Origin of the sequence: Gillisia xinjiangensis, assembly GCF_046298265.1 — a bacterium.
Lineage (GTDB): Bacteria > Bacteroidota > Bacteroidia > Flavobacteriales > Flavobacteriaceae > Gillisia > Gillisia xinjiangensis.
The window spans coordinates 121,454-146,303 of record NZ_JBKAHK010000002.1 but is presented as its reverse complement, the minus strand read 5'-3'; the positions used below and the strand labels follow the sequence as shown (position 1 = coordinate 146,303).

Here is a 24,850-nt window from a genome sequence, read left to right as displayed (position 1 = left end):
GCCCGTTACGTTTGGGCGGGATTTCTTTTAATTGTATACCTCCAAAACATTCCCGGATTTTCTAACCCGGTAAGGTTTCAGGGAATATTGGCCGGAACCTTCAGTGATCTCACCGGTAAGAATATTATAAGAGTTTCCGTCATTACAATTGCAGGTTGCAATAATCCCAGAAACGCTCAAGGTAGAGCAAGCGGAAAGTGCGTGGTTAGGGTCGCTTAATTCAAAAGCAGTGTACTGGGAATTGTTGACGTTATACACAACCACTCCATTGATGCCGTAATTATAAGTAACATAGCTGTTTCCGGGAAAGTTAAGGGAATTATATTCCGGAAGATTAAGATTCAGGTCCAGTATAAAACTAATGTTGGTAAGATATGGGTTGTTGGTTCGCTCATTTTCATCTGGAGTACAGGAAGAAAGAAAAGCAACAAGTAGTAGGCTAAGGGTTATTTTTTTGATCATTTTTCGGGCTTTTAAGCGGAAAGATTATTATTGCTTTCAACGTTTAAATTTATTATATTTGTTTAGATAAATCCCGTCGCGAATGGGATTTTTTGTATTTATTGACCTTTGAGAATTTAAAAGCAATTATGTACCCTGATTGGGTTTGCTGAATTCTTCTGCAATAATACTGCTGTATTTTTTAAAATATCACAAAATTTGACGACACAATTTGAATGTGAGCTAAATACTCATTATCACGATTTATAAACGATAATATTATGAGCAAAGTATCTTATTATACTCCTGAAGGTTTAAAAAAACTAAAGGATGAATTAAACAAATTGAGAGACGTAGAACGACCTAAAGCATCACAGGCTATTGCAGATGCCCGGGATAAAGGGGATTTGAGTGAAAATGCAGAATATGACGCTGCAAAGGAAGCACAGGGTTTACTGGAATTGCGGATCTCAAAAATGGAAGAAGTGGTTTCCGGGGCAAGGGTTATAGATGAGTCTCAATTGGATACTTCCAAGGTTTTGGTACATTCTCACGTACGAATTAAAAACGTGGACAATGGAACTGAAGTTAAATATAAACTTGTAGCCCAAAGTGAAGCCGACTTAAAAACCGGGAAAATTTCGGTAGATTCTCCTATTGGAAAAGGGTTACTTGGAAAAGTTGTGGGCGATACCGCAGAGGTTGAAGTTCCCAATGGGAAGATGAAATTTGAGATCCTTGAGATTTGGAGAGAGTGATCTAAATGTTCCTTACAGTATTTTTATAAAATCTAAATCATAACTATGGCAACTATATTTTCTAAGATAATAAGCGGTGAACTTCCGGCTTATAAAGTAGCCGAAACAGATGATTTTCTTGCTTTTCTGGATATCAATCCAAATGCAAAAGGTCATACCTTATGCATTCCAAAACAAGAGGTGAATAAAATTTTTGACCTTGATCCCAAAACCTATCAGGATTTGATGGAGTTTTCCCGAAAGGTCGCAGTGGCTTTAGAAAAATCGGTATCCTGTAAACGAGTTGGAATGGCGGTAATCGGACTTGAGGTGCCGCACGTTCATGTGCATCTTATCCCTTTAAATAAGATGAAAGATATGGATTTTAGCAATAAGGTGGATTTCACGAAAGAGGAGTTCGGGAAATTGGCTGAAGACATCAAAGCCAACCTGTAATGGATTTCCCGGGATATAAACTAAGTCTGGAAATGCGTATTGACTGGAGCGATTTGGATATGTACCAACACGTTAACAACCTCACTTTTATAAGATTTCTGCAATCTGGCCGTGTTAATTTTTGGGAGGCAACAGGGCTTGGTGTGCTTTATGAAAAAACCAATCGAGGACCTATGTTGGTCTCTACGCATTGTGATTTTAAAAAATCCCTGCAATACCCAGGGAAAGCTATCGTGAAAACAAAACTGGCCTACCTTAAAAATTCCAGTTTTGGTTTGGATCATCTCATTCTGAATGAAAATCATGAAATTTGTGCAGAGGGAAGAGATGTAGCGGTGTGTTATGATTTTAATTCTGAAAGCACCTATGCTATTCCTGAAGATCTCAGGGAGATCATGAGCCATTATTAAATTTTTCTTAGAGCGATTTGGAAGGAGGTTCCTTTATTTACCTCACTTTGAAAAACCCTGATTCTTCCACTGTGATATTGTTCAATTATTCTTCTTGCCAGGGAGAGTCCCAGCCCCCAGCCCCGTTTTTTTGAGGTGTATCCGGGTTCAAAAACCTGTCTAAATTTACTTTTTGGAATTCCCTTTCCGGTATCTTTTATATAGATGTATACCCAATGAAGGTCCTGTTTGATTTCGATGCTTATTTTGCCTTTTCCGCGCATGGCATCAATTGCATTTTTCACCAGATTTTCTATGGTCCAGCTATAAAGCGATTCATTTAAATGTACAAAAATAGGAGTATGTGGAGTTTTTATCTGAAATTCTATCAAATCAGAACTTCGGTTTTTTATATAGGTATAACTTTCTTTAGTTGCCTTGTTGATCTCCGTTTTTGAAAGAATTGGAGCCGATCCTATTTTGGAAAATCTTTCGGTAATGGTTCTTAATCGTTCAATGTCTTTTTCTATTTCAGAAATATAATCCTTATTCACATTTTCTTCCTTCAGGATTTCTGTCCAGCCTATCAGGGAGGAAAGGGGAGTCCCTATTTGATGAGCTGTTTCCTTTGCCATTCCTGCCCAAAGCTTATTTTGTTCACTTGATTTAGTGGTGGTGTAGAAAAAATATACCACGCCTATAAAAAGAAAAATTATAAGCATCAGTCCAATAGGATAATACTTGATCTTGGTGAGCAACGGGGAATCGCCATAATAAATTTTATGTACCCTGTTCTCCCCAAGAACCATTTCTATGGGCTCGTTTTCCTGTTTTAAATCTTCAAAATATTGCTGGAGTTTTTCAGGATTGTTGCGGGTTTCAATAGTAAGATTTAAGCCGTCGATTATATTTTCATTCTCATCTACCCAAATAGTGGGGATGCTGGTATTGCTATTTAAGATTTTAAGAGTGAGCTCAATATCGGTATTATCATCGGCCTTGTCAAGAAATGCCTGAGCAGAAGACCAAATTTTCATTTTGTCCCGTTCGTCATTTTTTAGACGTTCAAAAAATATAGAGGTATTCCATAAGATAAGACCCACAATAAGCAAAGAAGAAATAATTATAAACCAACGGGCAAGATCTCGTTCAGATGAAAAATTCATGGAGTCCATTTAGGAAATTTAAATATAACCGTTTTCTGTTAATATTATTGTTGTTATCGGGTTTTTCATTACTGAAGTGATTCGTTACCTTTGTCAAAAATTGAAAATGCTCAGTATAGATCCAAAGGAAATAAGCACTGGAAAACGCCATCAATATCTATTGGGAGCTGTTGGTCCCCGACCAATTGCTTTTGCCAGTACCATTGATGAAAACGGAAGGCCTAATCTATCGCCCTTTAGTTTTTTTAACGTTTTTAGCGCAAATCCACCAATTTTGGTTTTTTCCCCTGCCAGACGCGGTCGTGATAATACTGTTAAGCACACCTATTTAAATGCAAAAGCGACAAAAGAAGTTGTGATTAATATTGTAAATTACAAAATCGTTCAGCAAATGTCATTGGCAAGTACAGAGTATGCCGAAGGAGTGAATGAATTTGAAAAAGCTGGTTTCACAATGCTGAAATCAGATTTGGTAAAACCATTCCGGGTTGCAGAATCTCCGGTTCAGTTCGAGTGTAAGATCAAAGATGTCATCGAATTGGGAGCTGAAGGTGGCGCCGGAAACCTTGTGATTTGCGAAGTCGTTAAAATGCATTTTGATGAAACTATTTTAGATGAAGAGGGATTTATAGATCAGCATAAAATAGATCAGGTGGCAAGAATGGGCGGTAATTGGTATACCCGCGCAAATATGGGGATGTTTGAAGTACCAAAACCACTTTCTAAATTGGGAATAGGTGTGGATCAAATTCCGCAGGAAATAAAAAGCAGTAAAGTTTTAACCGGAAATGATCTCGGTAAACTGGGTAATGTAGAAGCTTTGCCTTTGGAAGAAGAGATCAATGCATTCTTTAATCAAGATTTGGAAGCTGCAGAAATTTTAAAATCTGGTGATCCTGAAAAAATTCATTTGCAGGCACAATTATATTTAGAGAAAGACGAACCGGCGAAAGCCTGGAAATTATTATTAGCAAAAAAGTAACAACATGGAAGTACAAGGTAAGATCAAAATGATAGGAGAAACCCAAACATTTGGTAGTAATGGGTTTAGAAAAAGAGAAGTGGTTGTCACCACAGAAGAACAATATCCGCAGCATATTATGGTGGAATTTGTTCAGGATAAAACAGATTTACTGAATAGTTTTCAGGTAGGTCAACCGGTGAAAATCGGAGTGAACTTAAGAGGTCGGGAATGGGTTAATCCACAGGGAGAAACAAAATATTTCAATTCTATCCAGGGTTGGAGAATTGAAAATTTACAGGCTGGAAGTCCTGATGGTCAAAATGTACCACCACCAGCAGATCAGTTTGAGCCGGCTAAAGATCTAAAAGATGAAGATTATGACGATCTTCCGTTCTAGGAAGCAACTTTAATCCTTTCCGCTTTTATTGGAATGTGACATAAAAACAATAAAAAAAGCTTAGTTTCATAATTTGAAGCTAAGCTTTTTTAATGGTCGGTTATTTCTTATTTTAATGCAAAAGGGATTTAAATTTTCTTGCTGAAATTAATATCGGCTATTTTTTACCCTTAAATTAGAATTCTTTTTTACGAAACTTTTCAAAATTAAAACAACCTGAAATTGAGCGTATTCAAATTATATGAAAATTTCCCTCCCGTAGAAAAAGCTAATGAAGATGGCCTTCTTGCTATTGGAGGTGATCTTTCGGTAAAAAGGCTTTTGGATGCTTATAATCGCGGAATTTTCCCCTGGTATGAAGCTTCCCAGCCAATAATGTGGTGGAGCCCGGACCCGAGGATGGTGCTGTTTCCCGAAAAATTGAAGATCTCGAAAAGCATGAAGCAAATAGTTCGGCAGGATAGTTTTAGGGTTTCTTTTAATCAGGATTTTGAAGCAGTGATCAACAAGTGCGCAGCAGTAAAAAGAGATGGGCAAAACGGAACCTGGATTACCCCTGAAATGAAAAAGGCTTATCTGGAATTATTTCATCTGGGTATTGTGAAATCTGTTGAGGTTTGGCAAAATGAGGAATTGGTAGGCGGACTCTATGGAATTTATTTGAAAGAAAAAAAGGTGTTTTGCGGAGAAAGTATGTTTGCAACCGTGAGCAATGCTTCCAAATTCGGATTTATAAAATGGGTGGAACAACTAAAACTGGAAGGGGTAAAACTAATAGATTGCCAGGTTTACACGGCGCATTTGGAAAGCCTTGGTGCAGAAGAGATTTCCCGCAATGATTTTTTGGATTTTCTATCGTGAAAATTGGGACACCTCATTATTCCTGAAACAATCCGCCTCATGATCATTCACCATTCCGGTGGCTTGCATATGGGCATACATAACGGTGGAGCCAACAAATTTAAAACCCCTTTTCTTGAGATCTTTGCTTAATCTATCGCTTATTTCGGTAGTTGCCGGAGCTTTTTTATAATCTTTTACCATATTTCGTATGGGTTTTCCATCTACAAATCCCCATACATAATCACTGAAACTACCAAACTCTTCCTGAATTTTAATAAATGCCTGCGCATTGGAAACGGTTGCCCGAACCTTCAGTTTATTTCGAATGATTTCGGCATTTTGTAATAAAGCTTCAATTTTTTCTTCGGAATAACCCGATATTTTATGATAATTAAAATCATCAAAAGCTTCCCTGAAATTCTCTCGTTTTCGCAATACGGTGATCCAACTAAGTCCGGCCTGGAAAGTCTCCAGGATCAAAAATTCGAATAACAAGGCATCATCATAAACTGGAACTCCCCATTCGGCATCGTGATAGGCTTCATAAAGGGAATCTCCAACACACCATCCGCAACGTTTTAGCTCACTCATAGCTTATGGTTTAAATTGATAAGTAATTGTTCCGGGCTGTGAATTTCTGCCGGGTAAACTGCTAAAAACAGCCTGTGCAGCATATTTCAACGCCTGTTCTGTAAGGCACTCATTGGTGGTGCTGGAACTGCTTTTATTTATGGAAGTAGAAATTACTCTTCCCTGGGCGTTTACCGAAATATTTACAACAATTTTTCCTGGCGTATCGCAGGTATAAACGGGATTTGGAATTTCCCTGGCCGATCTTCCCAAGAGTGAAAAGGAAATAGAACTGTGATCCATACCGCCCGATTTGGTTGAAGTAGCACGCGTAGTCTGGTTTCCATCTGATCTTTTTACAACTTCTTTTTTTTGTTCCTGAAAATTATAACTGCCGGATGTCCCCGAGCTTTCATCCTCCGTGGATTCTAATTGGGAGGCGCTGTTCTTTTCGAATATCTCATCCAATTGACTTTTGAAGTTTTCTTCCCTTGCTTCCGTATTTTCGTTAAATGCCTGGTGGGTTTGGGCTGTCTGCCGATTGGTTTCCTGTGGAATTTCTTCCTTTTCTGGCTCCTGTTCAACAGGTTCTTCCGCCTGAAAGTTTTCAAGATCCACAAGGAGCTCCCGTGCTTTCTTATTATTGCTGGACAAACTGAAATTATAGAGCGCAAGAAGCACAATAGAGTATATTAAGCAAGTGATAATAAGGGCTTTATGTTTATCGAAAAAATCCATATAATTACAACTGCCGATTCAGGGGTTTTATTCTTCGGTTAAGGTAGCAAATTTTCAAAGGATGCTATATCCAATGAATCTTCTACAATAAACCCGCCAATTTTTGTCCTTCTTAAGGAAGAAAGATAAGCGCCGGTTCCCAGGGTTTTTCCAAAATCATTCGCAAGGCTTCTAATATAGGTTCCTTTGCTGCAAATTACCCTAAAATCTACTTCCGGAAAACGAATTTCGGTAATTTCAAATTCCCTGATTTCTACTTTTCGGGAAGGAATAACTACCTCTTCCCCATTGCGGGCATATTCATAAAGTCGTTTTCCTTCTTTCTTCAATGCTGAAAAAACCGGTGGAACCTGATCGATCTCTCCAATAAATTCAAGTGCAGCACCAAAAATATTTTCTTCAGAAATATGATCAACTCCGAAGGTTTTATTCGCTTCGGTCTCCATATCATAAGACGGAGTTGTTGCACCAAGGGTAAAAGTTCCGGTATATTCCTTTTCCTGAGCCTGGTATTCATCGATTTTTTTAGTGAATTTTCCGGTGCATAGAATAAGTAACCCCGAAGCCAACGGATCCAAAGTTCCCGCATGACCTACCTTTATCTTTTTGATGTTGCAGCTTTTCCGGATAAGCCACCGCACTTTGTTTACAAGCTGAAAAGATGTCCAGCCTAAGGGTTTATCAAAGAGCAGAATTTGACCTTCTTTGAATTCTTCGGGAGTAATAGATTTAGTTTGCATAATAACCAAAGATTATTGCTATAAGTCCAACTACAAAGCAGTAAATGGCAAAATAAGATAGCTTGCTTTTTTTTACTAATGTGATCATCCAGGTACAGGCAAAAATCCCCGAAATAAATGCGGCTATAAACCCTATTGCTAAAATGGAAGTTTCCGTTGTGCTTTCAGCCAGATTTCCGCTTAAAACATCCTTTGAAATTTTGCCAAGGATAAGGGGTACAACCATTAAAAATGAGAATCTTGCTGCTTTGCTCTTGTCATTGCCAAGTAAAACAGAAGTTGAAATTGTTGCTCCACTTCTTGAGATTCCTGGTAAAATCGCGATGGCCTGGGAGACCCCAATCACAAAGGCATTTCTGTAACTCACCGGTTTCCCAGTGAATTTAGCTCTGTCTGCAAGCCATAAAAGCAGGGCAGTAATAATAAGCATAAAACCAACCAGGAGAATATCGCCGCCAAAAAGGCTTTCGAGTTCACTTTCGAAATAAAATCCTACCAGGGCAGCAGGAATCATAGAAAGTATGATTTTTAAGGAAAACTGTGTCTCTTCATTCCATTTAAAGCTGAAAAGGCCTTGAAAAATTTCAAGGATATCCTTCCTAAAAACCACAATGGTACTCAACGCCGTGGCAGCGTGCAACACTACTGTAAACATTAGTGATTCACTGGGAATACTGTCGTCGCCAAGAATTGCTTTTCCCAACTCCAGATGGCCACTGGAGGAAACCGGTAGAAATTCTGTTAGACCCTGAACAAGTCCCAGGATCGCTGCATCAAATTCGTTCAAATTAAATTATTTTTTATTGGGGTTCACTAAAATAGCGTAGACTTCAATAGCAAATCCCAGTAGGACCAGGGTTGGCGCTAATCTTATTCTTCTAAAACTGTAGATTTCTTCGTTAAATACATTGGGGTCATCACTTCCGCCTCCGGCCATCAGGATAAATCCCAGGGCAATAACTGCAAGCCCAATAAACATGAAGATATAATTTTTCTTTCCGAAGATAAAATTCAGGTCTTGTTTATGTAATGGTTTCTTGGTTTTGCTCATAACTGGGAATCTTTTTAACCTTGAGTGCAATCTTTTTTTATAATGACTGATAATTGCTAATCAGCTTCAAAAATAGCCAAAATCAACTACAACCCTTCTTAATTTTCAAAACATTAATAAAAGAACGAATTTTATTTTCTTTTGGTATTAATTGTAGTTGGCCACGAATGCACGAATATTTTAGAGGATGATTTATAAATTTGGTTGGAAGCATTGGGAAGATTGGCATAAAAAAGGTGTTATCTGGTGTTTTTTAATAATAGTTTTTCTTCTATAGAACTATCCTATGATGAATCAGTTTATCTACTTCAAAATTCACAATTATCGCCAATTTCAATCCAGATATTTTTAAATAATTTATGCATTGAGCTATATGTGCATCGTGAATATGAGTAGTAGATTTTATTTCCAGAATGATTTTGTTAAAACATACAAAATCGGCATAAAAATGATGAGGTAGTATAATGTCTTTGTAGTTTACCTGATATTTTTTCTCGCGTTGAAATTGAATATCTCTTTGCTTCAGTTCATATTCTATTGCATCTGAATAAACTACTTCCAAAAATCCTCCACCTAATTCATTGTGAACTTCAAAAAGAACTCCCAGCAGTTGGTAGCTTTCATCCTTATGAATAATATTTCCCATTGTTCGTTAATTTTTTTTGAAAATAATTAGGGATTGAATGATTAGCCACGAATACACAAATAATTTAATGAATTTTACCGAGCAAAAACTAAATGATGTTGAGAATTATCATTTTATAGTTATAAAAAGTAAAAGTTGAAAAAAATGGAATAAAGTCATAAGCTACGAATGCACGAATAATTAAAAAAATTGACTGCTCAAATACCAAACGCTATTGAGAATAATTTTGAAGAGTATTAATTTTATAGCTGCAATACGCAAACCCAAATAAAAACATTCGTGTATTCGTGGCTAGTTTTTTTGATCATATAGCTTTTATTTAGAAAAAACCAAACAAAAATAATTCGTGGCTTCTTAAAACTTAATAGTACAATTCATCTGTTCTTAAATTCAAAAATCTTGAAGTAGCAAAAAACGTACTTGCCCAGGTAATAAATATGCCCATCATTAAAATACCCACAAATAGTGCAACCAACAATTTGGCATCGGCAAGCAATTCAAGTTCAGGGAAACTGCTGTTTAAATAATACAATACTACACCCATTCCTATAAGTGCGAGAATGGCACCTATGATTCCCAGTTTCACGCTTTGCCAGATAAACGGCCTTCTGATAAATGTCTTGGTGGCACCTACCATTTGCATGGTCTTTATTATAAATCTCTTGGAATATACTGCAAGACGAATAGAACTGTTGATCAATAAAACCGCGATAAATGTAAAAACTCCGCTGATGACCAGGACCCAAAAACTTATCTTTTTCACGTTGTCGTTAAGCAAAGCGATCAAGGGTTTATCATATACCACTTCATCCACAAAATTTTTAGAGGTGATATCTGTAGCAATTTCATCTATTTGTTCAGGAGAAACAAAATCGGCTTTCATATAGAGATCTATGGAATTTTGCAGGGGATTATATCCCAGAAAATCCATAAATTCTTCCCCAATCTCCTTACTGTGTGCTTCGGCAGCATCTTCTTTGGAAACATAGGTAGAGGATTTTGTATATTCTGCAAGTGCAAGGCTTTTTTTAAGTTGCTCGATCTCTACCTCTTTTGCGGTATCTTTCAAATAAACCGTCATAGCGATTTGTTCCTTAAAATGATCGGCAACTTTTTTGGTATTCAACACCAAAAGGCCTAACAGGCCCAGTAAAAACAAAACCAAACCTATACTGATAACCACAGAAAAATACGACGATATCAGGCGGCGTTTTTGATACTTTTCAAAAGATGAACTCATAGCAGGGGTGCAGATTTTGTGTAAAAATAAGAAAGTAAATGATACTCATTCTTTAAAACGCTCAAAGTTTATATTTTATTCTTTTATAAATATCTTTGAGAAAACAGAAGTATGCAAATTTTGATTTATGGTATTGGTGGAGTAGGAGGATATTTTGGCGGAAAGATTGCTGATGCAGGATATGATGTTAGTATAATTGGCCGGGGGAAACACCTGGAAGCGATTCAGCAAAATGGATTGTTTATAGAGAGTATAAAGGGCGATTTTAAAGTAATTCCCAAAGTTGCAACCGATGATTTGCAACAGGTTCCCTCGCCGGACGTGGTAATCCTGGGAGTTAAATCCTGGCAACTAAAAGATGCCGCGATTGCTCTAAAAACGATTATTAAAGAGGATACCATTGTTTTGCCTCTTCAAAACGGAGCCGATAATGTAGAACAGCTGCTACAGGTGCTTCCCGAAAAAAATGTGATCGCGGGCTTATGCCGTATCGTTAGTTTTATAGAGCGTCCGGGGAAAATTAAACACGCTTCTTTTGAACCTGAAATTATCTTTGGGGAAATCGATAATTCACAAAGCAAAAGAATTCATTCCGTAAAAGAAATTTTTGATCGCTCGGGAATTCAAAACACCATTCCGGAAGAAATTCAGCTGGAAGTCTGGAAAAAATTCCTTTTTATAGTTAGCATTAGCGGAATAGGAGGGTTAACCAGAGTTCCAATTGGTAGGATTCGGGAAAGTGAATATTTAGTCGATTTGATGCAGAAAACCGCCATGGAGATTCTGGAAGTTGCCAATGCTAAAAATATCCCATTAACCCGTGAGCACGTGAACAAGGTTTTTGAAACAATAGCTAACCAACCTTATGATACTACCGCTTCTACACAACGGGATCTTATGAATGGACGACCTTCTGAAATTGAAAATTTTAATGGTTTTATCGTAAAGGAAGGTGCGCAGCTGGGAATTCCAACCCCGGTTAACAAATTTATTTACGAATGTTTGCTTCCTATGGAGCAAAAAGCCCGAAATCTTTAACGTTTCTATATAAGATTGATTCCCGTAAGAAGTTTAAAATTGTAAATTTGCAGCTATTCAGAAAATAGAGCAATGAGTTACCATTTTAACGAGATTGAAACCAAATGGCAGGAATACTGGGCCAAAAATCAAACTTTTAAGGCATCCAATAATTCTTCAAAAGAGAAATTTTATGTGCTGGATATGTTTCCATATCCTTCAGGTGCCGGGTTACACGTAGGGCATCCGCTGGGATATATCGCCAGTGATATCTATGCACGATACAAGAGGCACCAGGGTTTTAACGTGCTGCATCCGCAGGGATATGATAGTTTTGGATTGCCGGCAGAGCAGTATGCCATTCAAACAGGGCAGCATCCCGCATTAACCACCGAAGAAAATATAAAACGATACCGTGAGCAACTGGATCAAATCGGGTTTTCATTCGATTGGAGCAGGGAAGTACGCACCAGTGATTCCAATTATTATAAATGGACACAGTGGATTTTTATTGAGCTTTTTGAATCCTGGTATGATATAACCGCCGATAAAGCCCGCCCAATCTCCGAATTGATAAATATTTTTTCTGCGGAAGGGAATACCAGGGTAAAAGCAGCTTGTGATGATGATATTGTCGCCTTCCTGGCGGAAGAGTGGAATTCTTTTTCTTCTGAAGAACAACAAAAAATACTACTACAATACAGACTTACCTATTTAGCTGAAACCGAAGTGAACTGGTGCCCGCAATTGGGAACCGTACTGGCAAACGATGAGATTGTGAACGGAGTTTCAGAACGGGGCGGTTATCCTGTGGTTCGAAAAAAAATGACCCAATGGAGTATGCGGATTTCTGCATATGCCGAGCGTCTTCGTGCCGATCTTGATAAGATAGACTGGAGTGAAAGTTTGAAGGAAAGTCAGCGCAACTGGATAGGAAAATCAGTAGGGGCGATGGTAGAATTCAAGATTCAAGATTCAAAATTTAAAATTGGGGTTTTTACTACGAGACCCGACACCATCTTCGGAGTTACATTTATGACTCTTGCGCCGGAACACGAATTGGTAGCAAAGATCACAACTTCTGAACAAAAAGAGGCTGTGGAAGCCTATGTTAAAGCAAGTGCAAAGCGAAGCGAGCGCGAGCGGATGGCCGATGTTAAAACCATTTCCGGAGTTTTTACCGGTGCTTATGCCCAGCATCCCTTTACCAAAGAACCTGTTCCCATCTGGATTGGGGATTATGTCCTCGCAGGCTATGGAACCGGAGCTGTAATGGCCGTTCCCTGTGGGGATCAGCGGGATTATGATTTCGCGAAAAATTTTAATATCCCAATCAAAAATATATTCAAAGACATAGATATTTCTGAAGAAGCTTTTTCAGGAAAAGAGGGAACCGTGATCACCGATTCCGATTTCCTAACAGGATTACCTTACAAAGAAGCCCTGCAAAAGGCAATTGAAGAACTCGAGAAAATTGACCAGGGAAAAGGGAAAACAAATTACAGATTAAGAGATGCGGTATTTAGTCGCCAACGATACTGGGGAGAACCCTTTCCGGTGTATTACGTCAACGGATTGCCGCAAATGATAGCTGAAGCGCATTTGCCATTGCGATTGCCTGAGGTAGAAAAATACCTCCCAACCGAAGAAGGTGAACCGCCATTGGGTAGAGCAGAGAAGTGGTTTTGGAATACCGAAACAAATGAAGTGGTATCTCCGCCTGCAGCGGGAGAAAAGAATGTGTATCCGCTGGAACTGAATACTATGCCGGGTTGGGCAGGAAGTTCCTGGTACTGGTTCCGTTACATGGATGCCGACAACGACCAGCGTTTTGTATCTGAAGAAGCCCAAAAATACTGGGAAAATGTAGATTTGTACATAGGCGGTAGCGAACACGCAACAGGCCATTTATTATATTCCCGCTTCTGGACAAAATTCCTTTATGACCGCAAAATGGTTAGTGTTGAAGAACCCTTTAAAAAGCTGATTAACCAGGGGATGATCCTGGGCCAGAGTGCTTTTGTTTATAGGGTAGAAGGAGAAAATAAGTTTGTTTCAAAAAAATTAATTGATGATAAATCGGTGCAGCCAATCCATGTTGATGTTGCTCTGGTAAACACTTCAGATGAACTGGATATTGGAGGTTTTAAAAAATGGCGCCCGGAATATCAGGATGCCAAATTTATTCTGGAGAACGGTGAAGTTTACAATGCCAACTCCTCTCCTTCGGGGAGACCGGGAGGGGCTTTTGAAGTCTCCCGCGAAGTCGAAAAAATGTCCAAATCCAAATACAATGTTGTAAATCCAGACGAGATTTGTAAACAATACGGGGCAGATACTTTACGCATGTACGAGATGTTCCTTGGGCCGCTGGAGCAGGCAAAACCCTGGAATACCGCAGGAATGTCCGGAGTACATAGTTTTCTGAAAAAACTTTGGAAATTGTATCACAACGGACCGGATGGTTCTTTTTATGTAAATAACTCCCCTCCTTCGGAGGGGTCGGGGGAGGCTCTAAAAACCCTTCATAAAACCATCAAAAAGGTAACGGAAGATATCGAGGCTTTCAGCTTTAATACTTCAGTTTCTACTTTTATGATCTGTGTGAATGAACTTACGGCTCAAAAATGTGATAGCAGGGAAATTCTGGAGCCACTTGCTGTTTTAATCGCGCCTTATGCGCCGCATATTGCAGAGGAGTTATGGGAGAAACTTGGGCATTCGGGTTCTGTTAGTAATGCAGCCTACCCTGTTTATGAAGAAAAATATTTGGTGGAAAGTGTCAAGTTATATCCGGTTTCTTTCAACGGAAAAATGAGGTTTACCATGGAATTGCCGCTGGATATGAGTAAAGAGGAAATCGAAAAAACGGTGATGGCCGATGAAAGAACACAAAAACAACTGGAAGGAAGAGTACCTAAAAAGGTGATCATAGTTCCGGGGAAAATCGTAAATATCGTTGGTTAATTAGCAAAAAGCAGCAGAGGTAATTCTCTTGCTGCTTTTCTTTATATTTGAATATGGAATATCTATTTATAGGACTTGCGGCCGGAGCCGTTCTCGCATATTTTATTTTTGCGAGGTTTAACAAATATCGCAGTAAAGAGCGTGCCGATGAGCAATCGGTGATTTTGATGGATAAGATAAAAAGCGTTTGTAAATTTATTACCGTAGAAGGCGATTTTTCAGAGATCTACCATTATGAAAATTTGAAGGAAAAATATGTGAGTTTGCTTCTGGGAAAAAAGAAAGCCATTGTTCTTATCAGTGCAAAAGCCCATATAGGTTTTGACCTAACCAAGATTAGAATGTCCAGTGATAATGATACTAAAAGGATCATTCTCACAAATTTTCCGGATCCTGAACTGCTTACCGTAGAAACCGATTTTAAATATTACGATAAACGTGAAGGCTGGGCAAATCCTTTTACCACATCCGATCTTACCGATATAAGTCACGACGCCAAAAAGCATATTGTGGATAAGATCCCCCAAAGTGGCTTGCTGGAAAAAGCACGAAAAGAAGCCCTGGAGACTATTCTGCTAATTGAGAAAATAGTAGAAACCATCGGCTGGAAACTCGATTATACGGCACTGGAAAGCAATATAAAAGATCAAAAACAACTGCATTAAAAACCCGCTTTATTTGGGATGACAAGGGAAGGCTGCTTATGGACATAGAAACTTTCAGAAATTATTGCCTGGCGAAAAAAGGCGTTGCTGAAGGTCTTCCATTTGGCCCGGATACCCTTGTATTTAAAGTGATGGGGAAAATTTTTGCCCTGACTTCTCTTGATGAAGTTCCGCTACGGGTAAATTTAAAGTGTGATCCGGAAGAGGCAATCACTTTAAGAGAGGAACACCCTAATAACATTCTTCCCGGATATCATATGAATAAAAAGCACTGGAATACACTGGTGCTGGATGGATTTCTTCCAAATTCCCTTATCTTCGGCCTCACAGACCATTCTTATAATCTGGTAATTCAGGGCCTGCATAAAAGGCTGCAAATGGACCTGGAAAATCTTTGATAAATCAGTACTATTTTCATGACAGCATTCGGGTTTTATACAAAAGAAAAGGAACATCAGGAGCATCTTTTGGCAAAAGCCAACAAAAAGCTCAATATTTCAAGCTTGATCCGTTTAATGGTTTTTCTGCTCGCAGCCTTCGGTGTATATTATTTTTTCAGTGAAATCAGGATCGCGGGTATAATTGCAGCCGTTGCAATAGTGATCTTTTTAATCCTGGTTTCCCGGCATACAGATCTTAAACACAAACGCGATAAGATTAAAGAACTTGTACAAATCAACGAATTGGAATTAAGGGTTTTGCAACGCAAATTTTCAGATTTGCCAACAGGAAAAGAATTTGAAGATCCCTTGCATTCCTTTAGTCAGGATATAGACTTATTCGGAAAAGGATCTTTCTTTCAGTATTTAAACCGAACTTCTTTAAAAGAGGGCAAAAGGAGACTGGCTCATCTTCTTACAGAAAATTCCATTGAAAACATTCCCGAAAAGCAGAAAGCCATTAAAGAATTAGCTGAAAAAGTAACCTGGCGTCAGGAATTTACCGCGGTGGCACACCTGGTGAAAACCGAAACCGAATCAACCCAGGTTCTAAACTGGTTTAATACGTATATAAGCTTTGCACCTAAATATATTAAATGGTTATCACCATTGTTTTCGGCCGTTTCTATACTATTGGTGGTTGGTTATTTCACTGATAACGTGACCGGAATACAGCTTTTTTTATGGTTTCTGGCCGGATTGTTATATTCCGGGATCTACCTTAAAAAAGTGAATTTGCTCTCCGGAAGTGTAAGCAGGGTTCAGGATACCTTCCATCAATACCATCAATTGCTGGCAATGCTTGAGAATACCGAATTTTCTTCAAAAATATTGAAGGAGAATAAGAAAAAAATAAAATCTGAAGGCAGGAAAGCTTCCGCCATTTTCAAGGAATTTTCAAAAGCTATAGACGCATTAGATCAGCGGAATAATTTTCTGTTGGGGGTTCTGTTAAACGGATTTTTGCTTTGGGACGTTCAAAAGTCCTATAAACTTGAATCCTGGATAAAAGCTTCACATCAAAATGTAAAGGACTGGTTTGAGGTAATTGAATTTACCGATGCTTTTAACAGCCTGGGAAACTTCGCATTCAATCATCCAAAGTATGTTTTTCCTGAACTTACCCAATCCGGGATAGTGGTGAAGGCAGCCAATCTTGCACATCCTTTGCTTGATCCTGAGAAAGTTATCGCGAATGACTTTAAAATAGAAGATGAGCAGTTTTTTATTATTACCGGTGCTAATATGGCAGGGAAAAGCACTTTTTTACGCACCGTTTCCCTCCAGATAGTTATGGCAAATATCGGACTTCCCGTAAGTGCAACTTCCTGCGAGTATCAGCCCATAAAACTTATTACCAGTATGCGTACCACGGATTCCCTGAGCGATGATGAATCCTATTTCTTTTCAGAATTGAAGCGTTTGCAGTATATAGTTGGGGAGATTAAAACCGATAAATATTTTATTATTCTGGACGAAATATTAAAAGGAACCAACAGCACCGATAAAGCAATTGGTTCCCGGAAATTTATCCAGAAACTGGTGAAATCGAAATCTACCGGGATCATAGCGACTCATGATCTTAGTTTATGCGAAGTTTCCGAAGAATTGCCACAGGTACAAAATCATTATTTTGATGCCGAGATCATCAATGATGAACTTCATTTTGATTACAAATTTAAAGATGGGATTTGCCAGAATATGAATGCATCTTTCCTTCTGAAGAAAATGCAAATCGTAGACTAAAAACCTGTTAAAAGTATCCTGGCTGTTATGGAAAGATTTTTACGGGTTCATAAAATCTCTTTGCTGCTGGTTTTTATAGCTGCATTGTTCTATGCATCCTTTGCCTATGAACTTGTTCGTACAGACTTTGAAAAACTTATTTCACTTTATGCTGCCTTGTTTTTCCTTAGCTGGAAATTAATTCAACTGGAGCAAAAAAATTTCTGGTTCCTTGCCGGAGTTGCCCTGTTGCTGAGGTTGGTATTTTTTGGTGCAATTCCTAACCTTTCACAGGATTTCTACAGATTTATTTGGGATGGAAGAATGCTGTTATCTGGATGGAATCCTTATATATATCTTCCTGAAAGCCTTTTGGCCCAGTCTAATGTTCCAATATCCCAGGGAAATCTTCTGGATGAAGGGATGGGAGAATTAAGTGCCGGAAATTACACCAATTATCCTCCGCTTAATCAACTTGTTTTTGCGCTTGCAGGCTTACTGGCTGGGAAAAGTATCCTGGGTTCTGTAATTGTAATGCGCATTGTTATAATTGCGGCCGATATAGGAGTTCTTTACTTCGGAAAAAAATTGCTGGAAAAATTTGAGTTGCCGGGACATCAAATTTTCTGGTATGTTTTAAATCCGCTGGTGATTATAGAACTCACAGGAAATCTGCATTTTGAAGGCGTGATGGCATTTTTCCTGGTTTGGTCATTATATCTTCTACATTCCAGAAAATGGATACTGAGCGCTATTGCTTTTGCAGCTTCGGTGTTGCTGAAATTAATCCCTTTGTTATTTCTTCCATTACTCTTTAGGTATTTTGTGAGAAACAGGAATGATCAGGAAAAATTGGGATTAACCAGGCTAATCGGGTACTATTTCATTGTGGGAATAGTTGTTATCATTGGATTCATTCCGTTTATGTCTTCAGAATTTATCTCCAGTTTTTCAGGAAGCATTGGGCTTTGGTTTCAGAAGTTTGAATTCAATGCCAGCATCTATTATGTGGTACGATGGATTGGGTTCCAGGTAAAAGGCTATAACATCATTGAAACAGCCGGGAAAGTACTGCCTCTTGTCACGATACTTGTTTTGGCGGGACTTGCTTTCTTTAGAAAAAACAGTTCTTTACAGCAGCTTATAAGCACGATGTTGCTGGGGATTACTGCGTATTTCTTTTTATCGACTACGATACATCCCTGGTATTTAATGATCCCTTTGTTGCTTTCTGTTTTTACGCGGTTCAGATATATGTTCGTTTGGTCATTTTTGATCTTTTTAAGCTATTACGCCTATTCAACTCCACAATTCAAGGAGAATTTCTGGTTGATCGCTTTAGAATATATACTGGTTTTTGGGCTTTTTGGGTATGAGCTTTTTAATTTCAGAAAAGAGAAAATTTTGCGAACTATAAATTATTCAGAAGAATAAAAAAGGGCTGTTTATTTTTGAAAAGGTTTCTTGCAAACCAACAAAAATAAAACAGCCCTTGCTTTTTGTATGAAAAATTTTACATATCCAGAAGATAGGCAAAAATCAGCGGCGCTACTATGGTCGCATCGCTTTCAATAATATATTTTGGTGTATTGATGTCCAGTTTACCCCAGGTGATCTTTTCATTAGGAACTGCTCCCGAATAGGAACCGTAACTCGTGGTAGAATCTGAGATCTGGCAGAAATAACTCCAAAATGGAGTATCTGTTCGTTCCATATCCTGATACAACATTGGTACTACACATATTGGGAAATCCCCTGCAATACCTCCGCCAATCTGGAAGAAACCTATTCCGCTTTTGGAATTTTCGGTATACCAGTCGGCAAGGAAAGTCATGTATTCGATCCCGGATTTCATGGTACTCGCCTTTAATTCTCCTTTTAAAACATAGGAAGCAAAAATATTACCCATAGTGCTGTCTTCCCATCCCGGAACAACCATTGGAAGGTTTTTTTCGGCAGCGGCATACATCCAGCTATCCTTAAGGTCTATTTCATAATATTCCTCCAGCACACCGGAAAGCAATAGCTTGTACATATATTCATGCGGTAAATAACGCTCACCGGCTGCTTCAGCATCTTTCCATATTTTAACAATATGTTCCTGAATCCTTCTGAAAGCTTCTTCCTCTGGTATGCAGGTATCTGTAACACGGTTTAATCCTTTTTCCAGCAAATCCCATTCGTCCTGTGGGGTAAGATCCCTGTAATTAGGAACGCGTTTGTAGTGGGAATGCGCCACAAGGTTCATCACATCTTCCTCCAGGTTTGCCCCGGTACAGGAAATGATTTGCACTTTATCCTGACGGATCATTTCGGCAAAAATCTTTCCAAGCTCGGCAGTACTCATGGCTCCCGCAAGGGAAACCAGCATTTTTGAGCCATCCTGCAGTTGCTTTTCATATCCTTTTGCGGCATCTACAAGCGCGGCGGAATTAAAATGTAAATAATATTTTTCAATAAATTGGGAAATCGCGCCTTTACTCATCGTCATCTTGGTCTGGGGTATGATTTAAATATTTGAACTTATAGCTCAACATTTTATAATATAATTTTGCGGCAAGGAAATCTGAAGATTTATCCACATCATTGGGACAAAGCTCTACGATATCAAAACCTACCACATTTTTTTTCTTGAACATCATTTTCAGGAATTCCAGGGTTTCGTAATAAAACAATCCTCCCGGTTCCGGAGTTCCTGTAGATGGCATAATAGAAGGATCGAAAGCATCCAGATCTATAGTGATAAAAACATTTGGTGTCATTTGCCCAATAGCATCATCCATCCAGTCTTCATAGAGATTATGTGCAAAATAAACCTGATTTTCATCCATATGATCCAGTTCTGAAACATCCATAGAACGAATTCCTACCTGAACAAGATTGGTGGTTTTGCTGGCTTCATGAACAGCGCAGGCGTGATTGCAGGAAGAACCCTCATATTCCGGACGTAAATCGGCATGAGCATCTATCTGAACTACGGTAAGATCTTCAAAAGCTTCATTAAAAGCACGTATTGTTCCTATAGACACAGAATGTTCCCCTCCAAAAACGGTTACGAATTTATCTTGTTTGATATAGTTTTTGGTGGTTTTATGTACAGCTTCCACCATTTTTTCCGGAGAAGAGTTCTCGGTAACAGGAGGAGCCAGGTAAATTCCTTTTCTGTAAACCTCGGTGCGGGTTTCAATATCAAAAAGCTCCATGTTTGCTGAAGCTTCCAGGAAGGCTTCAGGGCCTTTATCTGCGCCTTTTTGCCAGGAGCTTGTTCCGTCATAAGGAACAGGGATTAATACCACTTGTGCTTCGTCTATGCGCGCATACTTATCTGGTATCCCGGCGTAATTCTTTTTGTTCATTACTTAAGTTTGAAATTTTTGGTTTAAAAAATATGCCTAAAGTTATAATTTTTTTTTGACCTAATTATTTGAACTATAACCTAATATCTTTAACAAGTCTTCAGAGGTTTGTTGTTCACTAAAAAGACTGGTAGTAATATTCCCGTTTTCGTCCTTATTTATAAGTATTTGTTTAGGTTGTGGAATAAGGCAATGCTGCAATCCGCCAAAGCCACCAATGGTTTCCTGGTAAGCCCCGGTATTAAAAAATCCTATATATAAAGGCTTATCTTTTTTATACTTCGGAAGGTAGATTGCGTTGGTATTTTGTTCAGAATTATAATAATCGTCACTATCACAGGTAAGCCCTCCAAGTAAAACCCGTTCATATTCATCATTCCATCTATTGATGGCCAGCATCACAAACTTTTTACTAATTGCCCAGGTATCTGGTAGGGTGGTGATAAATGAGGAATTTATCATATTCCACTTTTCGCGGTCATTCTGTTGTTTTTGGTAAAGGATCTCATAAATGGCACCTCCGCTTTCCCCAACGGTAAAAGAACCGAACTCCGTAAAAATATGTGGCGTATCAACTCCAGCATCTTCACAGGTGAGTTTTATCTGGTTGATGATTTCATCTACCATATACTCATAATCATACTCAAAATGCAGGGAGTTTTTTATAGGAAATCCACCGCCAATATTAAGGCTGTCCAGGGTAGGACATACTTTTTTAAGATTGATATAAACCTGTAAGCATTTATTTAACTCATTCCAGTAATAGGAAGTATCCCGAATTCCGGTATTGATAAAGAAATGCAGCATTTTCAATTCAACATCCGGGTTTCCCTTCACCTTTCTGTTAAAAAACGGCACAATATTCTTGTATCCTATGCCTAGTCTGGAAGTGTAAAATTCAAATTTAGGCTCTTCTTCAGAAGCGATCCTGATCCCAATTTTATAAGGAGCTTTTATCTCTTCGGAAAGAAGGTCGATCTCTTCATAATTATCGATTATAGGAATGCAGTTTTTATGACCATTATTAATCAAATTTGCGATATTGGTAATATATTGGTCGCGTTTAAAACCATTGCAAATAACGTAGGTTTCATCGGTGATTTTTCCTTTACGTTTTAATTTTTCTACAATATTGACATCAAAAGCTGAAGAGGTTTCAATGTGAATATCATTTTTAAGTGCTTCATTCAGGACGTGTTCAAAATGGGAGCTTTTTGTACAGTAACAGTAATTATAGTTGCCCTCATAATTATGCTTTTTTATAGCATTATTGAACCAGGTTTTGGCCCTGTGAATGTTTTCTGAAATTTTTGGCAGGTAAGTAAATTTTAATGGAGCACCATATTTTTCTACTAATGCCATCAAATCTATATCGTGAAACTGAAGCTCATTGTCCTCCAATTTAAACTCTTCCTGAGGGAAATAATAGGTTTGATGTATTAGGTCGGTGTATTTTGTATTCAATGCCTTATTTTATATAATTAAAAATGAAAAATTAGGGTTTATATCAATGGATCAAAAGATTTGTTTGATAAATTAATGTTAAGATAAAATTTATTTGAAGATTCCCGGGAATTTGAGCGGATTTTTTGAATACCAGCAATGACCCTGCAGAAGTAGATCTGAAGGAGTTGATCAATAAAAATAAATGAATTTATCAACCTTCTATTTGAAAAAATGGATAAAATAAATCGAATTCTTTTTTAAAAACCTGTAATACTTTTCTTCCAAGGGATGGGTTTAATTCCCCTGAAGCCATTCCCAGCTCAGGGGGTAATCAATCCTCTTAAAGGACAAAAGTATAAAAAAATTATTGTTATTATTTTATAAAAGCGATTGGTTGTTTTATAAAGCTTTTAAATTGATGATTTCCTGTTTTGTAAGCACTCTCCAGTTTCCGCGGGGCAGATCTTTTTTGGTAATTCCCCCAAATACAACGCGGTCCAGTTTTTCCACTTCATACCCAAGGCTTTTGAAAATTCTTTGAACCACATGAGGTTTAACACTATTGGTCTCAATCCCTACTTCATTGTGAGGCCGGTTTTCAATAAAGCTTACTTCCTGAACTTTTACTTTTCCGTCCTCCAGGGTAACTCCACTCCGAATTTTATCAAGATCTTCCGGTTGTACAGGTTTCGTAAGCTCTACGTGGTAAATTTGCCGTATTCCGTTTTTTGGTTTTCCCAATTGTTTTTCGAGCGTACCATCGTTGGTGAATAAAAGAAGTCCGCTGGCTTGTCTGTCCAGTTTTCCAACAGGAACAACTTTTCCTTTGGTAGCTTTAGAGATAAGGTCCATCACGGTTTTGGAACCTTTTTCCAAACTTCCTGTGGTATAAAAACCTCTTGGTTTATTTAATACTATATATTCTGGCTTCTCCGGGTTTACCTTGATCCCATCAAACTTTACATCGTCGCTTAATTTCACTTTGTAACCCATTTCGGTTACAGGTTTTCCATTTACGCTCACGTTTCCGGCGGCTATAAAAATATCGGCATCTCTACGTGAGCACATGCCAGAATTGGCGATGTATTTATTTAACCGGATTCCATCAGATTTTGGAGCGACTTTGGAAGCAACTTTAGAAGCAGGTTTTGCTTCCGGTTTTCCTTTAGATTGCTTTTTTATAGGGGCATTGCCACGGGCAATATCTTTCTTGCGTTCCCCGCCATCTTTTCTTGAACTTGAGGATTTCCCTGAAGATTTTTCATTTCTGCTCATGCTGATATTTTTTGCAAAGATACTTTATTGATTAAGATGTGACTAAGTTATTTTTTAAAGATTTAACAAAGTTCAAAGTTCAAAATTCAAAAAGTTTTTAACTTTCACAACAATGTTTACCGGACAACAATGTTTGAAAATATAAAATACAGGGAGGTTAAAGAGGTTAAATGCTTTTTATAAAAGCTAAAATTCCGTTATCTTAGTATTACTTGGTTTTTTAAATAGAAGATTTTCTTATTTCTCAGGCCAAAACCTGAACTTTTAAAAATGCAAATTAAAATATTATCCAGAAACGCTAAGTTTTATTCCACGAAAAGGCTGGTTGAAGCTGCGCGCGCAAGAAACCACGAAATTTCGGTAATCAATCCCCTTAATTGTGATCTTGTAATTAAAAAAAGGGATCCTAATATTTTTTATAAAGGCAGGAAAATTGAAAATGTGGACGCAATCATTCCCAGAATCGGGGTTTCTGATACTTTTTTTGGAGCAGCTGTCATTAGACAGTTTGAGTTGATGAAGGTTTTTTCAACAGTTGGATCTCTGGCATTAAATAGATCCAGAGACCGGCTTCGAACCTTACAAATTTTGTCAGGCGCAAATTTGGGTTTGCCTAAAACAGCAATTTCCAATGATTCAAATAATATTTCCGGGATTTTAAATTTTGTGGATAACGCTCCATTGATCATAAAATTACTGGAGAGAAAACAGGGATTAGGAGTCGTACTTGCCGAGACCAATAATGCCGCGGTATCTGTATTGGAAGCTTTTAAGGGATTGAAGGTTCGGGTTATTTTTCAAAAATTCTTTAAAGAGTCCAGCGGTAGCGATGTTAGGGCTTTTGTGGTGGATGGCCGTGTTGTGGGTGCAATGAAAAGACAGGCTAAAAAAGGAGAATTCAGGTCCAATCTCAATCTTGGCGGTACTACCCAAATTATAACACTTACAGATGAGGAAGAACGTAGTGCCTTAAAGGCAGCCAAAGTAATGAAACTGGGAGTTTGTGGGGTAGATATGTTACAAGCTGATGAGGGCCCGTTAATACTCAAGGTGAGCCCTTCTCCGGGTTTACGGCAAATTGAGGCTGTAACCAAAAAGGATATTGCAAAAATTATAATACGCTATATAGAGAAAAATATTTAATATCGACACTTTCCGTAGGCTTATTATTGCAGCAGTTCCTAATGGTTCTGTTTTAGGAAATTGCAGAAAGGTGCCCTCTTTAAGCCCTAAGGTTTACACAAAGGTCATAGAGAAATTCTCTTTCCCAGCGCGTTTTCAGTTCTCTTTTCTTTGCGCGGATTTTTCTTGAGCTTTCTGTAGTTAAATTTTTTTACGAACAAAAGGCTTTCTGTTCAGCAGTTAACTTCTAAACTTTAAACTTCTTTACAACTAAGGGTTCAAAGTTTCCGCAAAGTTCGTAAAGTCTTGGTATTTCATTCGGCACTACTGTCAAGTATTTTTTTCCCAATTTTCAATTCAATAATGATCCAATTGGTTCATTTTCAAATATCATTTTTTTTCTTTGCGCTCTCGGCGTTTTTTCCTGGTGTGCTTTGTAATTATTTAGAAACGAATCAA

Annotated in this window: 26 protein-coding genes; 13 read left to right on the top strand and 13 right to left on the bottom strand. The window is 38.1% G+C overall.

Annotated elements, in window-relative coordinates:
* Window positions 1-27: 27 nt before the first annotated feature.
* Complete coding sequence (locus ACKGJN_RS01740; protein ID WP_409537695.1) at window positions 28-462, bottom strand: hypothetical protein; 435 nt, start codon at window positions 460-462, stop codon at window positions 28-30.
* Between the two features lie 260 nt (window positions 463-722).
* Here ACKGJN_RS01740 and greA point away from each other — a divergent pair, with 260 nt between their 5' ends.
* Genes greA through ACKGJN_RS01725 form a run of 3 tightly spaced genes read left to right on the top strand, consistent with a single transcriptional unit; the run spans window position 723 to window position 2,044 of the window.
* Complete coding sequence (gene greA, locus ACKGJN_RS01735; protein ID WP_409537694.1) at window positions 723-1,199, top strand: transcription elongation factor GreA; 477 nt, start codon at window positions 723-725, stop codon at window positions 1,197-1,199.
* Between the two features lie 45 nt (window positions 1,200-1,244).
* Window positions 1,245-1,634 (top strand): HIT family protein, encoded by a 390-nt coding sequence (locus tag ACKGJN_RS01730; RefSeq protein ID WP_409537693.1) that lies wholly within the window; start codon window positions 1,245-1,247, stop codon window positions 1,632-1,634.
* Entirely contained in the window at window positions 1,634-2,044 is a 411-nt protein-coding gene (locus tag ACKGJN_RS01725; protein WP_409537692.1) for an acyl-CoA thioesterase, read from the top strand. Before ACKGJN_RS01730 ends, ACKGJN_RS01725 begins: the two co-directional genes overlap by 1 nt.
* Here the strand turns inward: ACKGJN_RS01725 and ACKGJN_RS01720 are convergent.
* Complete coding sequence (locus ACKGJN_RS01720) at window positions 2,041-3,189, bottom strand: sensor histidine kinase (RefSeq protein ID WP_409537691.1); 1,149 nt, start codon at window positions 3,187-3,189, stop codon at window positions 2,041-2,043. The two genes, ACKGJN_RS01725 and ACKGJN_RS01720, sit on opposite strands and share 4 nt — an antisense overlap.
* A 106-nt stretch (window positions 3,190-3,295) precedes the next feature.
* Here ACKGJN_RS01720 and ACKGJN_RS01715 point away from each other — a divergent pair, with 106 nt between their 5' ends.
* The 3 genes from ACKGJN_RS01715 (at window position 3,296) to aat (ending at window position 5,411) form a co-directional block, all read left to right on the top strand.
* Window positions 3,296-4,171, top strand: a complete 876-nt coding sequence (locus ACKGJN_RS01715; RefSeq protein WP_409537690.1) for a flavin reductase family protein — start codon at window positions 3,296-3,298, stop codon at window positions 4,169-4,171.
* Between the two features lie 4 nt (window positions 4,172-4,175).
* The gene (locus tag ACKGJN_RS01710) at window positions 4,176-4,550 is read left to right on the top strand and encodes a DUF3127 domain-containing protein (RefSeq protein ID WP_409537689.1); all 375 of its coding nucleotides are present in this window, start codon (window positions 4,176-4,178) and stop codon (window positions 4,548-4,550) included.
* A gap of 222 nt (window positions 4,551-4,772) precedes the next feature.
* Complete coding sequence (gene aat / locus ACKGJN_RS01705; protein ID WP_409537688.1) at window positions 4,773-5,411, top strand: leucyl/phenylalanyl-tRNA--protein transferase; 639 nt, start codon at window positions 4,773-4,775, stop codon at window positions 5,409-5,411.
* Here the strand turns inward: aat and ACKGJN_RS01700 are convergent.
* From ACKGJN_RS01700 to ACKGJN_RS01670, 7 genes are all read right to left on the bottom strand, one after another.
* Window positions 5,403-5,984 (bottom strand): DNA-3-methyladenine glycosylase I, encoded by a 582-nt coding sequence (locus ACKGJN_RS01700; protein WP_409537687.1) that lies wholly within the window; start codon window positions 5,982-5,984, stop codon window positions 5,403-5,405. The two genes, aat and ACKGJN_RS01700, sit on opposite strands and share 9 nt — an antisense overlap.
* Window positions 5,985-5,987: 3 nt before the next feature.
* Window positions 5,988-6,701, bottom strand: coding sequence for a TonB family protein (locus ACKGJN_RS01695; protein WP_409537686.1), 714 nt, complete (start codon window positions 6,699-6,701; stop codon window positions 5,988-5,990).
* A 38-nt stretch (window positions 6,702-6,739) separates the two neighbouring features.
* Window positions 6,740-7,441, bottom strand: coding sequence for a tRNA pseudouridine(55) synthase TruB (truB, locus tag ACKGJN_RS01690; protein ID WP_409537685.1), 702 nt, complete (start codon window positions 7,439-7,441; stop codon window positions 6,740-6,742).
* A complete protein-coding gene (locus ACKGJN_RS01685) occupies window positions 7,431-8,228 on the bottom strand; it encodes an undecaprenyl-diphosphate phosphatase (RefSeq protein WP_409537684.1) in 798 nt (265 codons plus the stop codon). The genes truB and ACKGJN_RS01685 overlap by 11 nt, the downstream gene beginning before the upstream one ends.
* Before the next feature lie 6 nt (window positions 8,229-8,234).
* A complete protein-coding gene (locus ACKGJN_RS01680) occupies window positions 8,235-8,492 on the bottom strand; it encodes a DUF3098 domain-containing protein (RefSeq protein WP_409537683.1) in 258 nt (85 codons plus the stop codon).
* A gap of 271 nt (window positions 8,493-8,763) precedes the next feature.
* A complete protein-coding gene (locus tag ACKGJN_RS01675) occupies window positions 8,764-9,138 on the bottom strand; it encodes a GxxExxY protein (protein ID WP_409537682.1) in 375 nt (124 codons plus the stop codon).
* 361 nt (window positions 9,139-9,499) lie between these two features.
* Complete coding sequence (locus ACKGJN_RS01670; protein WP_409537681.1) at window positions 9,500-10,378, bottom strand: cell division protein FtsX; 879 nt, start codon at window positions 10,376-10,378, stop codon at window positions 9,500-9,502.
* A gap of 111 nt (window positions 10,379-10,489) precedes the next feature.
* On the opposite strand from ACKGJN_RS01670, the gene ACKGJN_RS01665 reads away from it, so the two are divergent.
* The 6 genes from ACKGJN_RS01665 (at window position 10,490) to ACKGJN_RS01640 (ending at window position 18,626) form a co-directional block, all read left to right on the top strand.
* A complete protein-coding gene (locus ACKGJN_RS01665) occupies window positions 10,490-11,416 on the top strand; it encodes a ketopantoate reductase family protein (RefSeq protein ID WP_409537680.1) in 927 nt (308 codons plus the stop codon).
* A gap of 72 nt (window positions 11,417-11,488) precedes the next feature.
* On the top strand, window positions 11,489-14,362 hold the full coding sequence (locus ACKGJN_RS01660; RefSeq protein ID WP_409537679.1) for a leucine--tRNA ligase: 2,874 nt from the start codon (window positions 11,489-11,491) through the stop codon (window positions 14,360-14,362).
* Between the two features lie 53 nt (window positions 14,363-14,415).
* A complete protein-coding gene (locus ACKGJN_RS01655; RefSeq protein ID WP_409537678.1) occupies window positions 14,416-15,027 on the top strand; it encodes a DUF4230 domain-containing protein in 612 nt (203 codons plus the stop codon).
* 38 nt (window positions 15,028-15,065) lie between these two features.
* Window positions 15,066-15,425: an MmcQ/YjbR family DNA-binding protein gene (locus ACKGJN_RS01650; RefSeq protein WP_409537677.1), complete on the top strand. Its 360-nt coding sequence runs from the start codon at window positions 15,066-15,068 to the stop codon at window positions 15,423-15,425.
* A gap of 18 nt (window positions 15,426-15,443) precedes the next feature.
* Window positions 15,444-17,213 carry a MutS-related protein gene (locus ACKGJN_RS01645; RefSeq protein WP_409537676.1) on the top strand — a complete coding sequence of 590 codons (1,770 nt, stop codon included), beginning with the start codon at window positions 15,444-15,446 and terminating at the stop codon, window positions 17,211-17,213.
* A gap of 27 nt (window positions 17,214-17,240) precedes the next feature.
* The gene (locus ACKGJN_RS01640) at window positions 17,241-18,626 is read left to right on the top strand and encodes a mannosyltransferase (RefSeq protein WP_409537675.1); all 1,386 of its coding nucleotides are present in this window, start codon (window positions 17,241-17,243) and stop codon (window positions 18,624-18,626) included.
* A 79-nt stretch (window positions 18,627-18,705) separates the two neighbouring features.
* Here ACKGJN_RS01640 and ACKGJN_RS01635 read toward each other — a convergent pair whose 3' ends face one another.
* From ACKGJN_RS01635 to ACKGJN_RS01620, 4 genes are all read right to left on the bottom strand, one after another.
* A complete protein-coding gene (locus ACKGJN_RS01635; RefSeq protein WP_409537674.1) occupies window positions 18,706-19,677 on the bottom strand; it encodes a deoxyhypusine synthase family protein in 972 nt (323 codons plus the stop codon).
* Entirely contained in the window at window positions 19,670-20,548 is an 879-nt protein-coding gene (gene speB, locus ACKGJN_RS01630) for an agmatinase (protein WP_409537673.1), read from the bottom strand. The genes ACKGJN_RS01635 and speB overlap by 8 nt, the downstream gene beginning before the upstream one ends.
* Window positions 20,549-20,608: 60 nt before the next feature.
* Complete coding sequence (locus ACKGJN_RS01625; RefSeq protein ID WP_409537672.1) at window positions 20,609-22,012, bottom strand: arginine decarboxylase; 1,404 nt, start codon at window positions 22,010-22,012, stop codon at window positions 20,609-20,611.
* Between the two features lie 381 nt (window positions 22,013-22,393).
* Window positions 22,394-23,269, bottom strand: a complete 876-nt coding sequence (locus ACKGJN_RS01620) for a pseudouridine synthase (protein ID WP_409537671.1) — start codon at window positions 23,267-23,269, stop codon at window positions 22,394-22,396.
* Window positions 23,270-23,539: 270 nt separating this feature from the next.
* On the opposite strand from ACKGJN_RS01620, the gene ACKGJN_RS01615 reads away from it, so the two are divergent.
* A complete protein-coding gene (locus ACKGJN_RS01615) occupies window positions 23,540-24,412 on the top strand; it encodes a RimK family alpha-L-glutamate ligase (protein WP_409537670.1) in 873 nt (290 codons plus the stop codon).
* The last annotated feature ends 438 nt before the right edge of the window (window positions 24,413-24,850 follow it).

Coding starts and splice junctions, on each gene's coding strand:
- ACKGJN_RS01740 (WP_409537695.1), bottom strand. CDS start 462: ATGATCAAAAAAATAACCCTTAGCCTACTACTTGTTGCTTTTCTTTCT.
- greA (WP_409537694.1), top strand. CDS start 723: ATGAGCAAAGTATCTTATTATACTCCTGAAGGTTTAAAAAAACTAAAG.
- ACKGJN_RS01730 (WP_409537693.1), top strand. CDS start 1,245: ATGGCAACTATATTTTCTAAGATAATAAGCGGTGAACTTCCGGCTTAT.
- ACKGJN_RS01725 (WP_409537692.1), top strand. CDS start 1,634: ATGGATTTCCCGGGATATAAACTAAGTCTGGAAATGCGTATTGACTGG.
- ACKGJN_RS01720 (WP_409537691.1), bottom strand. CDS start 3,189: ATGAATTTTTCATCTGAACGAGATCTTGCCCGTTGGTTTATAATTATT.
- ACKGJN_RS01715 (WP_409537690.1), top strand. CDS start 3,296: ATGCTCAGTATAGATCCAAAGGAAATAAGCACTGGAAAACGCCATCAA.
- ACKGJN_RS01710 (WP_409537689.1), top strand. CDS start 4,176: ATGGAAGTACAAGGTAAGATCAAAATGATAGGAGAAACCCAAACATTT.
- ACKGJN_RS01700 (WP_409537687.1), bottom strand. CDS start 5,984: ATGAGTGAGCTAAAACGTTGCGGATGGTGTGTTGGAGATTCCCTTTAT.
- ACKGJN_RS01695 (WP_409537686.1), bottom strand. CDS start 6,701: ATGGATTTTTTCGATAAACATAAAGCCCTTATTATCACTTGCTTAATA.
- truB (WP_409537685.1), bottom strand. CDS start 7,441: ATGCAAACTAAATCTATTACTCCCGAAGAATTCAAAGAAGGTCAAATT.
- ACKGJN_RS01680 (WP_409537683.1), bottom strand. CDS start 8,492: ATGAGCAAAACCAAGAAACCATTACATAAACAAGACCTGAATTTTATC.
- ACKGJN_RS01675 (WP_409537682.1), bottom strand. CDS start 9,138: ATGGGAAATATTATTCATAAGGATGAAAGCTACCAACTGCTGGGAGTT.
- ACKGJN_RS01670 (WP_409537681.1), bottom strand. CDS start 10,378: ATGAGTTCATCTTTTGAAAAGTATCAAAAACGCCGCCTGATATCGTCG.
- ACKGJN_RS01665 (WP_409537680.1), top strand. CDS start 10,490: ATGCAAATTTTGATTTATGGTATTGGTGGAGTAGGAGGATATTTTGGC.
- ACKGJN_RS01660 (WP_409537679.1), top strand. CDS start 11,489: ATGAGTTACCATTTTAACGAGATTGAAACCAAATGGCAGGAATACTGG.
- ACKGJN_RS01655 (WP_409537678.1), top strand. CDS start 14,416: ATGGAATATCTATTTATAGGACTTGCGGCCGGAGCCGTTCTCGCATAT.
- ACKGJN_RS01650 (WP_409537677.1), top strand. CDS start 15,066: ATGGACATAGAAACTTTCAGAAATTATTGCCTGGCGAAAAAAGGCGTT.
- ACKGJN_RS01645 (WP_409537676.1), top strand. CDS start 15,444: ATGACAGCATTCGGGTTTTATACAAAAGAAAAGGAACATCAGGAGCAT.
- ACKGJN_RS01640 (WP_409537675.1), top strand. CDS start 17,241: ATGGAAAGATTTTTACGGGTTCATAAAATCTCTTTGCTGCTGGTTTTT.
- ACKGJN_RS01635 (WP_409537674.1), bottom strand. CDS start 19,677: ATGAGTAAAGGCGCGATTTCCCAATTTATTGAAAAATATTATTTACAT.
- speB (WP_409537673.1), bottom strand. CDS start 20,548: ATGAACAAAAAGAATTACGCCGGGATACCAGATAAGTATGCGCGCATA.
- ACKGJN_RS01620 (WP_409537671.1), bottom strand. CDS start 23,269: ATGAGCAGAAATGAAAAATCTTCAGGGAAATCCTCAAGTTCAAGAAAA.
- ACKGJN_RS01615 (WP_409537670.1), top strand. CDS start 23,540: ATGCAAATTAAAATATTATCCAGAAACGCTAAGTTTTATTCCACGAAA.